Source organism: Catenovulum agarivorans DS-2 (genome assembly GCF_000568405.1).
Lineage (GTDB): Bacteria > Pseudomonadota > Gammaproteobacteria > Enterobacterales > Alteromonadaceae > Catenovulum > Catenovulum agarivorans_A.
This window is the reverse complement of record NZ_ARZY01000032.1, coordinates 22,620-36,115: the sequence shown is the minus strand read 5'-3', so window position 1 is coordinate 36,115 and position 13,496 is coordinate 22,620. Positions and strand designations below refer to the sequence as shown.

5 protein-coding genes are annotated in these 13,496 nt (G+C 40.9%); 2 read left to right on the top strand and 3 right to left on the bottom strand.

The window, feature by feature from the left end; all coding sequences use genetic code 11:
* Positions 1–6: 6 nt before the first annotated feature.
* The 3 genes from DS2_RS14875 to DS2_RS14865 form a co-directional block, all read right to left on the bottom strand.
* Positions 7–3,447 carry a 3-keto-disaccharide hydrolase gene (locus DS2_RS14875; protein ID WP_235188622.1) on the bottom strand — a complete coding sequence of 1,147 codons (3,441 nt, stop codon included), beginning with the start codon at positions 3,445–3,447 and terminating at the stop codon, positions 7–9.
* Complete coding sequence (locus DS2_RS14870) at positions 3,444–4,199, bottom strand: 3-keto-disaccharide hydrolase (RefSeq protein WP_035015616.1); 756 nt, start codon at positions 4,197–4,199, stop codon at positions 3,444–3,446. The genes DS2_RS14875 and DS2_RS14870 overlap by 4 nt, the downstream gene beginning before the upstream one ends.
* Positions 4,200–4,270: 71 nt before the next feature.
* Complete coding sequence (locus DS2_RS14865; protein WP_152537621.1) at positions 4,271–7,963, bottom strand: carbohydrate binding domain-containing protein; 3,693 nt, start codon at positions 7,961–7,963, stop codon at positions 4,271–4,273.
* Positions 7,964–8,419: 456 nt separating this feature from the next.
* Between DS2_RS14865 and DS2_RS14860 the strand changes: the two genes are divergently transcribed.
* Both DS2_RS14860 and DS2_RS14855 read left to right on the top strand, forming a co-directional pair.
* Positions 8,420–11,938, top strand: a complete 3,519-nt coding sequence (locus tag DS2_RS14860) for a TonB-dependent receptor (RefSeq protein ID WP_035015614.1) — start codon at positions 8,420–8,422, stop codon at positions 11,936–11,938.
* A gap of 33 nt (positions 11,939–11,971) precedes the next feature.
* On the top strand, positions 11,972–13,495 hold the full coding sequence (locus DS2_RS14855; RefSeq protein WP_035015613.1) for an Ig-like domain-containing protein: 1,524 nt from the start codon (positions 11,972–11,974) through the stop codon (positions 13,493–13,495).
* Position 13,496 lies beyond the last annotated feature (1 nt).

Here is a 13,496-nt window from a genome sequence, read left to right as displayed (position 1 = left end):
CCCGCACTATTTGCTAGGCACTTGGTTTAAGGTGTAATAAGCAATTGAATGGAACTTATCGAGCCCTTTGGCAAACGCGGTTTTACTCAAATCGAATTGATATACTCGGTTGGTGTAGATATCTTTTTTAGTTTTATCTACAGCAAAGTTTTCGACAACAAATGAAACACTTTTGCCATCTTCAGCCCAAGTAAATTGACTGAGTTTTTCATCGCGAATATCCAACTCTTCAGAGCCATAATTGAAGTCTTCTTTGTAATACCAAGAGCTTAACGCCAACTGCGCAAAACTAGCTTGCTGCGACTTTTTAATTGCTTGGGTGAAATTCAGTTTATAACCCGTTGTGGTCACTTCAATTGCGTGAATAGACTGAGGTATGGTTTGGCCATCCCAAACAATACGCTGCAATGCCGTTAAGTTTCCACCTTTGGCCCACCAGCCTCGACCTGTTTGTCCGACCCACATGCTGTTGTCTTCAGGATTAAATGTTAAACGCATTGCGCCGGATGCTGTACCAGACATAAAAGGCAATAGGGCTGACTGCATTACGCCATTCACCTCTTCAACATGGACACGGAAGATATTCGATTGGGTTTGGTCACCAACAAACATTTGGCCTTTATATGGACCAAAGTTAATTTCGTTCGTTTGCCACACAGGGTTTCCAGGTGAATTCATCGCGCGACCATGCGGCAATAATGCAACAGGTAAAGCGCGCTGACTATTAAATTTGCGCCATTCAATGCTGGGATCTGCAGCGGTTTTACCCGGTAGGTCAAGTAATGAAACGGGTTGACCATAGTAGCGATTTTGTTCAAGTAGATAAAGTTTGGAAGTACCGTGAAAATCACCCTGATTTTCGGTATAAAACACCTTGCCATCCTCTCGCATGGCTAACCCTGCTGGGCTACGCAAGCCAAATGCAAATGGTTTAGTTGCTCCTTTTTTATCGACAGTTAGTGCCCAACCTCTGTAACCTCCGGTTGTTGCCATCATGCCGCCACCATTGTATCCACCTGGTACACCATGACCTAAATTTAAGTTAAACATTAGGCTACCATCATGTAGTTTGATTGGCCCATGCAAATATTCATGGTAGTTAGAGTTAAATCTAAATGCATTTGAAACTAGGTAGCGTACATCCGCCCAACCATCTTTATTTTGGTCGATATATCTGTACAAGCCACCCTTTTCGCCGACAACAATTTGATCTTCGTTCTCGACTACGACCCCCATTGAATCGAATAGACCTTCAGCAAATTGACGCCACTTGCCGTTAGTTACTTTCCATATACCTGCGGTTCTAGTGCTTACATAGGCATTTCCTTTATCAGTAAAAGCAATCCCCAGTGGTTCAAATAATACACGGCGACCAAATTTGTCGCTTGGATCTAACGCACTTTCAATTGCATAACCAGCAGGTAAAGTGTATTTACCCGTGTATTCACTCCAAACTAATGCTTGAGGTTGATTTTTTTGTGGTGGTACATTGTCGGCTAATTCTGGAATTTTCGCAGCATTTTCAACCATAGCAGTAAAACGCACTTGTTGGTGTTTACCCGCTGGGATGGACCATACTCCCTGTTCGACCTTGCCGACACTCACATTGATGTCTGCTAACCCTTTCTTCGGTATTTTTAGCTGCAATGCTTGTGCATTGTCAAAATTAAACTCAGCAGCCAATTGGTTTGGTGCAACAATATTGAGCTGCAATTCAACAGTATTTTGGTTTACACGATAACTAAAAGTTGGCAGTTGCCGTTCAGGTGTTTTAACCGCAATCATCGCAGCATCAACCTTTGCCATATGCTCGCTAAAATCAATCGCATCATTTTGGTGTTGTTTACCAACTTTGGCGGTTAAATCGGCTGTGTCTTTAAACGAAAAATCAACCCATTGGCCACTCGCTAATTTTGGCTGAAATAGGTTTTTCAATTGCTCTACCGGCCATAGTTTAGCCCCTCGGCCAATCGCACTTGGAGAATCAGCTCGACCCTGTTTTTCATTTTTTAACTCTAAAAAACGTCCCGACCAAATTAACTCTATCGCTAAGGTTCTAGGGTCAAATGTGTAGTTAGTATGATTTGGCAAACCAACATGAAAAGCTCTACCCGAAGTGTGTTTACTAATATTAACTCGGGCTAAACGGGGTGCGTCACTGACAAGTTCAGCCGTTAAATCTTCCATCAGTACATAAGGTTTTTCAGGCTGTGGTTGCCATACGTAGTCAGGGCCTTTTTTATCTGCATCATTCAAATTTTGCATATAGGCAAATAATGCAGCTAGTTCAGTTTGATTAATCGCTTCTGCATTAAATGAAGGCATTATTGGGAAAAAGTTTTTCACGCTGCCATCTGCATTTTTTCGTGTCGCGATATGTAGAGTTGACGTGCGAATCGAATCAACAAAATAGTTAAAGTCAGCGGTAACTTCAGTGGTTTGTTGGTTGGAACCATCAATAACCGTCAGTTGAGTTGGTTTGTTTGCAAATACGCCAAACAAGCTTGGGCCGGTTTTCACCGATTGGGCATCTTTTTTAACTTCGTGACACTCTTTGCAGCCTTTGTTGGTAAAAGCTTTTTTGCCCATTTCAACTAAGTTGAGCATGGGTTTACCACGTTTATTGTCTAACGGGGCTTGATGTTCTGCTTTTACCGCTACTTGTGGTTGATAGCTCGAAAAGTCGCGCTCTTCTATGGTTAAGTTCCGAATAGCCAAAGGACCATTACGACCCATTATCATAATAGGCCCCGCTGTCGCTTCGTTTTGAAACAGGCTGCCTTGGCTTGGTCCTGTGGTAATTTGGTTTGTATGAATGTCTACGCCATTAAATTTAACATTGATAAACTCCGCATAGGCTGTTTTTAGGCCATTTTGATCAAATCGCGGCGCTCTAAAATCAATACTTAATGTTTGCCACTCGCCCACAGGTTTACTTGGGTTGGCTGTAGCTTTTACCCCATCGTACTGCTTCCATTCTCGCTCTTCGTCGTATCTAGGATGAATACCGCCCATAGCGCCTGGCCACCAATTTTTCTTTCCATAGATGTTATTTATATTGATGCGGTAACGACCCAACAAATAAATACCAGACCAAGTGTTGCGACCAATATTAAAGTCGAACTCTATATGAACATCTTGATATTCATTTGCGGTCAACAAATTACTAGCTGGATGGTCGTTGCCCTGAGATGAGATATTTACAATGGCTCCTTCACCAGCGACAGGCGCAAAAGCCGACTCTGATGCATTGAGTCTGACATCTTTCACCTGTTGCCATTCATCAGCCTGTGAAAATGCCACTTGATCAAAGGTAAAGTGAGTGGTTTTATCTTCAACGACGGGCTGATTAACTAAAGTTTCATTTTGCTTTGGCTGCTCTTGGCAACCAAGCATAGTGGTTAACAACAAAGGGGATAATAAATATGTGGTTAATTTTACTTTCATAGTGGTCGCACCCATATGTTTTTAAAGCTCACCGGATTGCTATGGTCTTGCAGATGAATAGGCGCGCAACCATGTGCTGCAGGATATTTAGCTATCCCACGATAGGTTGTTGCGCCTTGAATTTGTGTGTGGTTTTGCACTAACACACCATTATGTAGCACGGTAATATAAGCTTTTTGATCAACCTGACCATTTGCTTTAAACCTAGGTGCACGATAAATAATGTCGTAAGTTTGCCACTGCAATGGCGGCTTTGTAGCATTAACCAGTGGTGGTGTTTGTTTATAAATAGCCCCGGCTTGGCCATTTGAATATGTGCGGTTTTGGTAAGAATCTAAGATTTGCACTTCGTATCTACCTTGAATGTATATACCACTATTGCCCCTGTGTTGGCCTTTTTTCCAGTCGATATCTTCTACTTCAGGAGCGCGCCATTCGATGTGCAATTGCATATCACAAAACTTTTGTTTGCTGCGAATTCCTTTTGTACCAGGGTTAACTGTCATTACACCATTTGCATAATGCCATTTAACAGGAGAACCATCATTATGCTCCCAAGCACTGACGCCATCATGACCTAACAAAACAATTGCGTCTGATGGTATCGGGTTTACCGTAACCACTTTGGGCTCTGGTTCCCAAATTTCAGTCCACTCAGGTGGTGGTTGATTGTCATTTGCGCTGGCTGTTGTAATAAAAAACATCCCAGCAGTGCAGGATAAATTTAATAGTTGTTTCAATTTAGTGGCCATTTTTATGTTTTCTCGAAAATACAAAAGCCCAATTAAGGGCTTCAACAATTTTTATTTTTGGAAAGATCTAACTATTCGATCTCTTCGATATGAACATTATCTATATCAACGTCTATGCCTAAACCAGCGTTGTTAAGTAGATACAAATCTAAACGGGCAGGATTGGCCAGAACAGTCCAGTCGACATCTGAGCGGATAATCTCAACATGCGTCCATTCTGTACCAAGCTCAAACCATGTTTCTATTCGGCTGCTCCAGCCACCTTGAGCGACAGCACGGATCCAGCCTTGAGCTTTACCTCCAGTGTTTGAACGACCTTCAAAAGATATTTTGTATTGTTTGCCTTGGTTTAATCCTAAATCTTGCGGAAAGACATCTGGCGCTAAAGTAACGCCAGTATTTTTGTTGCCATCTGCCTGAATATTTAAACCAAATTGACCATCTTTGGCGGCAGCGTTTGACACAGTTAATACCGTTGTTGCATTGTTTTCCCAATAAGGAACCCAAGGTGCAATTTCGCCTGACTCAAAGTTAGCATTTACCGTAGACAACACATTTGGATCGGGTGTGATGTCTTCAATTTTAATGTTGTCGACGTGCCACACTTGCCCAAGTGTTTGGAAATTAAGCTGAATTGTGGTTGCTGTTTCTTGCCATTCAGGTATGACGACTGTTTGTTCAATACTTGTCCAAGCGTTTTGGTTAGTCAGGCCAAACCAAGCTTGCGGTGTTGCTTTCCATCCGTCTGCAGTATTGATGTATTGGCTAAAACCACCGCCCCAGCCAGAGCCTTGAATGCGTTTAAGGTCAAAACTGAGTTTATATTCTTTGCCTGCAACAAAGTGACCATCCGCGAATAAACTTGGCGCAATGGTAACGCCCACTTTGCCAGCAGTTGTATCAACAACTAAACCATAATCACCGTCCTTTGCTGCATTGGCATCAGTATATGCATTGCCAACGGCATCCCAAGCATGTTCCCATGGAAACATGCTGCCCGTTTCAAATTGTGGATTAAATTCCCCTAGCAAATTGTTCTCATCTACAATCACCTCAGGCTGCTCAATCGTCATATCAGTAATTCGATGGCCATCAACACCGGTTTGCCAATTACCCCCAACTGCTCTTAACGATGCCAGCACTTGGTAAGTTGCGCCAGCTTCTAGTTCATCAGGCAAATTCACCACAACGGTGGCTACACCTTCACCTGCAGCAACGGTAGTTTTGGCTGTTGCAATCCATTGGCCTGAGGCAGTTGAAATTTCAACTGCGATATCTCGATCAGTGTCGGTTGAATATTGCACGTTAAAGCTATAACTATCGTTTACGGCTAAGTCTTGTAGTGAATCGGTAATAGCAACAGTATTTCGCAGCGTTTCTCGATCTAACACTTGTAAATCCAACGAGCTTGATGCAACCCCATTGGCAGTTGTTGCTGTGATTGCTACAAAACCCGGATTGATTGGTGTTACAACCCCATGTTCATTAACTGTTGCAATGCTGGGGTCGCTCGAACTCCACAATACATTTTTATACGAAGCATTTGCAGGTAACACGTTGGCATGCAAACGCACAGGTTTGTCTTTGTTTATAGAGGAATTGGCCAAAGCCTCAATACTGACATCGGTCGCAGGTACGTGTTCAAATACCTCTTCAGTCTGATTAACCAAAACAATAGAACTTACATGACCTTCAGAGTCGGAAAAAGTCACGTCAACTTGGTTATGTACTTTTAAGTATTTAGCCGCGACAGGGATTTCTATTGTGCCAAAGAAGTCGTCTCTGGCTGCTTGGTCATATCCTTTCCAATTGTTTGGCACGTCAACTAGGTGACCATTAACCTTAACCACTGGTTGTTTTGATTTATCATGCTTGCGACCTATGCTCATGCGCAAAGTTGCTTGTCCAGTGGCATCGTTATAACCATTAACCGCATAATAGTTTTGTAGCGCTTGGTTTAAATAAGCTTTTTCATTAAAGAACTTAACTAATACTTTAAACAAGAAGCTATTTTGATAATTTCCTGCATAACGTCGTTTAACTATGTTAAATAAACGCTCAAAACGTTTGATCATAAACTTTTGACTACGAGATAAGCTTTTTTTGACCGGCATCTCTTTATCAAAAGTAACGTGATCGGCTAATGCATCAGCAAATGACAAATTATCTTGCTGCACATCAACCTGACTAAAATTAAAGGTTAATGGCTGGTTGGCAACAATCTCTTGCATATATTCATTGGCATAATAAGATGCTTGATGAACCTGCGCAGTGTGCATGATGTCCGTCTGGTAGCTGTACTCCAACACTACAGTTTCATGTGCAGCCAATTCAATTGCAGTAAATATGTCTGATGAAGTTTCGTCGCTATATTGCGCGGCTTCAGCAAAAGGCACATTGAGGCGCTTTATTCTAACTTGAGAAGGCGTTTGCGCATATTCAACAAAGTCTAAATTAACGGCTTTGTTAGCATTGTCATAATTGTTGAGTGCAACGAAAAGCTTGTTGCCGTATACAAAGGCCTGAACGGCTAAATCTGGGTCTTGCTCAGCAACATCTATTCGATGCCCTTTCACATCAGCCCATAAATGGAAAAATTTAGCTTTTTCAGTTGGCAAATAGTCAAGTACTTTGCCATTGACAATTTTTGCTGGATCAGGCCGCAACACGGTTGCAGAATATGGGTGGAAATTATTTGCTTGGTAGTACCATTTCGCAATACCAGTAATAAATGGAATAGAGGTTAACAAACGATCTTCTTTTTCCAAAAAGCTGAATAGCAGATGATTGTATGACCTTAGCTCTTGACTGCTTTTTTCAGCACTATACTCAACACCATAACCGTCAATAATGCCGCCATATTCGGTAATAGCGTGTGGCTTAACCTCACCCCACTTTATATAGCTGTATGTTTCAATTAAATCGATTATCGCTTCAGCATTACTACCAGAACGCTCATTACTTTGCCCTGTGACATTTACCCCATCGTATAAGTGGAAAGAGAATGCATCCATATACTCTCCCGCCACATCCATAAACATTTTTTGACGAGAGTTCCAATGGGCAAAATCCCATAACTCCAAAGACGGCCAGGCCGCTGAATAACCAACGACTTGAGTTTCCAAACCTCTTTGGTCAAATGCTTTGCCAATTTCAGCAAACCAAGTTGCCATGTGCCTACGCATTTCTGCATTTGGAGCTTCATCCCACGTGCCGACAAAATCTTTTGAATGCACAAAAGGCTCATTCATTGGTTCGTAAAACAATGGGCGAGTTTCGTCAGTGTAATAATGTTGAAAATAATCTGCGGCCCAACGCGCCCCGGCTACCGGATCATTACCATCGACAATTACATTGTATGGATGCTCTGTCATGATAATGCGTTGGTCGTGATGATGCGCCAGAGGATTATTTTTCGCATTAGTGATGCTTGTAGCACCGTTTGCGATTGCTTGTTCAGTTGTTGGATAGTCAGAAGTTTTTGCCGTGCTTAAAGGCCCCCAAAAAGCACGACCAAAACCAGCATTTAACTCATTTTTAAAAAAAAGGATATCTTGCTCTGAAAACTCAGAAGCAGTTGGTGATGCATGAAGATTAAAGAACTTCTGACGATCTAGCTCAGACACATCTCCAATAAACTTTTGTTTTGTAAGGTTTATTTTTACATCTGTCGAAGCTAACGCATATTGACTAAAACCAATAAAACTTGCAGATATTGCTAACGATAATAGTTTTTGTTTGAATACACCAGCAACAAACTTCATATTTCAACTCTCGCATTTAAATCCAACATGAATCAAAAATATTACCAGCAAATTTAAACAAAATCTAAACATTTTTTAAAAATTGATTAATTGGTAGACGATCTGTCTGTAGCCTTGTCGAATCGTCCTGCGTGGCTAACGCGGTAGACTATATAAGTGGGGCTTGTTATGACATCCCAAGCAAATAAAAAACAATAAGTTACGAACAATAGATAGAAAAAATCTGCAGACTCCAATCTATTTTTTCTTACAAAAGTACACAAAAAAATGTTTAAATTTTGTATACGGACTTTACAAATAAAATCAAAATACATAAACTTGGCAAATATGAATTCTATATTTTATATACAACAAAACGAGAATTCAGGTAAACACACTGCTGATTTGGGCGTAAATGAAGCTGTTGTTACGGTTTAAATCAGTACAGGTTAGAGCAACACATTGAGGAGACACCTAATGTCCCAAAGGTTCAAAATAAAGCCACTCACGCTTTCAATGTTATCTATTTTGTTTGCAGCAAGCACTCAAACAGCTTTAGCAGCAGAAGCGGAAAAAGATGAAAAAGAACAAGCTAAAAAGTCAGATGAAGCAGAAGTTATTGAAGTAACTGGTTATAGAGGAAGCGTACTCAAATCAATCTTTGAAAAACGTAATGCCCAAGGTATTGTTGATTCAATTTTCGCTGAAGATATAGGTAAAAATACCGACCAAAACATTGCCGATGCTTTGTCTCGTGTAACGGGTGTAACTGTGCAGTCTGAAGATGGCGAGGGTACGGTAATCACTGTTCGTGGTGCAAATCCAGACATGAACAATATTCAGCTAAATGGTATAACATTAACTAGTGCTGATCCTAATCAATCTGTTGATTTAAGTGCGTTCTCGTCAGACATTCTTTCGTCTATTAATGTATATAAAACTGCGGCAGCTGATCATGATGAAGGCTCTTTAGGGGCTACGGTTGTATTAAATACAGCTAAGCCTCTAAACCAAGCTAAAGAAAGAACTAACGTAGAAATACAAGGTCGTTACAACGACTTAGCAGGCGCGGCAGATAGAAAAATTTCCGGTTCAATTTCTCGTAAGTTCTTTGATGAAACGCTAGGTGTCATCGTGACTGCTTCCGATGAAATTGATAACGTCCGTAAAGATCAAATTGGCGGAGATTGGTTAACCCCTTATCAAGTTAAAAAAGTCCGTGCTGGCGGCGCTCGTGATTTAGATGGTAATATTATCGAAGATGAAAGTTACGCAATTATTCGTAAATCAATAAGCTACGAGTTGCATAGAAATCAACGTAAGCGTCAAACGGTTAACCTAGGCCTACAGTTTTTACCAACAGAAAACTCAGATTTGCAGCTTGATTTAACCTATACAAAACAAGAAGTTCAACGTGACAACCATAAAGTTGGTGTAAACGCACCAAACACCTCAAATGCGGATTACGAAAATCTTGAAACGGACCCTCAGCACGATTGGTGGGTTATAAATACTGATTCACACACTTTAGTTAAATCATTAAATCGCTATGGTGGCGGCTCTTTCGGACGTAACCGCGGTGGGGATTTAAACAAAACTAAAGGTGCTACATTATCTTTTAGCCAGTATATTACCGATGACATTAAAGTTGATTTGAAAGCAGGCATTATGCGTACGGAGTTTGAAAGTTTGCCAAACTCGAACGTAAATACCGCAAATTGGGGCACAATACCTCGTCCTGTATTAGAAAAAACCCCACTAGAACTTCTTGAACCTGTTGGTTATGACTGTACCGGGGGGCAGAAATGCCAATTTGTTACCTCAACCCAAGATTATATATACGTACCTGGGGGAAATAATGATAATGAATCTAATATTGCTACGGGTGGATTTAATCCACTCGACCCTTACGCATCGCACGTTGGTTACGTTGCTAGCAGCGACAACAAAACTATAGATACCAACAAAACACTATTTTTGGATGTAGATTGGAATTTAGATGTAGCTGGTATTAATAAGTTGGAGTTTGGTGTAAAAGTTTCGCAGCGCGATAAAGACGTATACACAGGCTATCAACAATTCCAAGGTGCAGATCAAACCGTATTTGACAAAGAAGGAAAACCGGTATCGGGCCAATCAACGGCAGACATATATGTAGTAGATATCCTAGATGATGGCGATCTACCTGTCGATAACTTTATGGAAAACTTAGTCGGTTCTCGACCTGAATATAGTGATGAATTTCTGAAAGGCTGGGGACTGATCGATTCGAAAAAAGCTTTTGATGAAATTTTTGGCTTAAAAGATTTCAGCATTAAAGTTGATGAATCTCAAAGCCGAAACACTATTCAAGACAACTATTCAGCTTATACCAAGCTAAATTTCAGTTACTTAAATGACCGGTTAACAGGTAATGTTGGGGTTCGTTTTGTCCATACCGAAGTTGAATCTCCAATAGGTGTTTCGACGATGAAATTTTTTGACGGTGACAGAATTTTTACCGCTCATGAACTGATAGCAAATGGATTGTTTGATGATTCGAACCCAGCGTGTCCTTCGAACAGTGGCGCAAATCGAGAAATTCGAATAGATGGCACATACACATTATCAGGCAACGAAATTTTTGATGATACGCCTGTTGAATCACCTGAAGATTATTTGCAAGCTGGGGACACCGTACCTAACTTATATCCTTGTTACGAACCTTTTATTGCCGAAATAACAGACAAGGCTGATAAAACGAACTCATTCTTAAACTATGACGTGCCAGTACCTACAACTCATGAAGGTCGCAGCTGGTGGCAAAACTATCGTCACACCGATATCAGTACTCAAAGACGTTTTAACGACGGCAGAGATCAACGTCTCTACAGTAGTAGTGGTCAAGGGGAAAGCGATTTATGGTTACCGAGTTTAAATCTAAACTATGCTGTCAATGAAAAATTAATTGCCCGATTCGCAGTATCCAAAACAATGACGCGCCCGAATTTTGATGATTTGCGTCCTGGATGGAGTTTCAATGAAAATGTTTGGGGTGACTTTAGTAGAATGTCTGCGCCAAATCCTAAATTAAAACCACTTACATCACGTAATCTAGACTTATCTTTAGAGTGGTACTTCGATCAATCCGGCCAATTGTCATTGGCTTTATTTGACAAGGATATGAAAAATTTTATCGAAACGATTGAATCTGACTTTTATGTTCGAGACGTTCGCTACGATACAGGCATTACAGCATTAGACATTGATGAAGTTTTATTGCCGTACAATGAAGAATATAAAGCTGGTATGGATTTAACAAATGTTGGAGGAGAATCCGTCCAATGTATGCCAGATCGTATTGTACAAGACAAGCTAAAAAACTCATTTACACTAGGTTGTGAACCAGTACGCGTTGTGGCGAAGCGCAATGGCAAAACAGCGTATACTCGAGGTATTGAGCTAGCTTACCTTCAATCGTTTGACTTTTTACCCGGTGAGCTTTCTGGCTTAGGTGTAAACTTCAACTACACCTATCAAGAGTCTGGCACTGAGGCCGAAAATTTTTCGTTAGGCGGCATAGACACAGGCAAGAAGCTCAAACCATTGCCGCTTCCGTTTACACCTAAACATACGACTAATACGGCTGTTTATTGGGAAAAATATGGTCATTCAATGAAGTTTACCTATCGGTATAACTCGATTCAGCTTGTCGATCGCGGTCCGGCTGGTGGTGCCAACTGGCAAGATGCAAAAGGCTCCTTAGACTTTTCTGCTGTTTACAAGTTAAGAGATAATATTGCGATTACCTTCAATGCGCTTAATTTAACTGATGAAAATATCCGAACCTTTTTCACTAGTAACGACTTAGATTTAGGATTGACTGACGCTGACGGAAACGCCATTCCTTACGACGAAGGAAACCCAATGGACGATAGTAGTGTTGATACTAGTCGCACAGTACAAGAGTATCGCGTTGGTAAACGTTACCGTTTAGGCGTAAGAATTGACTTTTAATCTTGGGTATAAAACAGTTTTAGGTGAAAAAAAATGAATAGAAATTATGTAACAAAATCAATCCTAGCCCTTGCTGTTCTCCAAGGTATAGCAGGCTGTGGTGATGAATATGAAATTGGTGATAGTGTGGACTCCAGTCAAATTCAACCTGTAGAGGTTGCCAACACTAACATCCTTATCGAAGTCGGCGAAACAGAATCCGCAAAAGCTTACGATTTGATACAGGGTTTAACAAACCCTCATCCTGAGCGAAGGGTTTTTACAACAAAATTTAAACGCATAGTATACGTTGATGATGCAGGAGAGGAATTGGATGTACCACAAAATGCGGATCTTCCCCCTGAATCAATAGTTAAACAGGGAGAGAAGGTTTTTGTTAATCCTAGCGCTTGGTTAGATATTTTAGAGTATCAAGAATCAGCGGAGTACGATTTTACTTATTATTTGGACAATGGCTCTAACGAAGAGGTACTACAGAATTTAAGAATAAAAATTGTCGGTGAAGAGGTTAAAGCAGAACAAGTTGACATCTTAGCAGAAGACAACGCTGAGATACCTGTCGGCCAATCTGTCCAAATCGAAACATCGATTATGCCAGCAAACACAACGTTTAAAGAGATTACTTGGTCAAGCTCTGATACTTCAGTATTTACTGTAGCAGCGGATGGCACTGTAACTGCTGTAGCAACGGGCACTGCTAATCTTATTGGTAAAACCTATGATGATGGCATTACCGCAACGAAGCCGTTAACCGTAGTGACAGATTCAACTAAACCGATTGGCGTTGATATTACTAATCAAGGACAATCAATCGAAACAATTGTGGTTGAAGAAGGGCAAACCATTACTTTAGGTGCAAATGTACTATTCCAAAATGAAACGGCTGACTCGAACAAAAACGTTAGCTGGAATTCATCTGCACCAGGTTTCTTCGAGATATCTGACAAAGGGGCGTTGACTGGCATTAAAACATATGAATCAGGTGTACTGACGGTTAAAACTGAATCTCAAGGTTTTACCGATAGCATTATGGTAAATGTTAAGCAGAACTCAAACATACTTTATAGCTTTAACTCTAGTTTCGAAAAAGCAGAAATTGAGCCTTGGACAAACTATTGGGAAAACCCTGCGGGCACTGTATTAGAGTCAGTAGAAGGTACATCTACCGCTGGTAACAGAAGTTTACATATTACCTCGGACGGTTCTAAAAATGTTGGTATTAATTTGGCACCAAGTGTTGCACCTCAGCACTTAGGTTCTAACGATGGTAAAACCTATAAGCTAACATTTGACATTAAATCTAATAACGGCACAGTGGAAGGCTGGTTTAGAGCAATCCCACAAGGCGGTTGGCCTGAAAGATGGGATGGCTGGTGGAAACACGATGTATCTGCCGCCAATGCAGATGGTTGGTCTACAATAACGGTAGAAAAATCGTCTAAAGACTGGTCGGCATACACAGTACTTGGCCGCATGGATCTATACATTAGTGCGCCAGGAAAAGCAGTTGATGTGTATATAGACAATATTCGAATTGCCCCTGTTACGTCTGATTAAC

Coding starts and splice junctions, on each gene's coding strand:
- DS2_RS14875 (WP_235188622.1), bottom strand. CDS start 3,447: ATGAAAGTAAAATTAACCACATATTTATTATCCCCTTTGTTGTTAACC.
- DS2_RS14870 (WP_035015616.1), bottom strand. CDS start 4,199: ATGGCCACTAAATTGAAACAACTATTAAATTTATCCTGCACTGCTGGG.
- DS2_RS14865 (WP_152537621.1), bottom strand. CDS start 7,963: ATGAAGTTTGTTGCTGGTGTATTCAAACAAAAACTATTATCGTTAGCA.
- DS2_RS14860 (WP_035015614.1), top strand. CDS start 8,420: ATGTCCCAAAGGTTCAAAATAAAGCCACTCACGCTTTCAATGTTATCT.
- DS2_RS14855 (WP_035015613.1), top strand. CDS start 11,972: ATGAATAGAAATTATGTAACAAAATCAATCCTAGCCCTTGCTGTTCTC.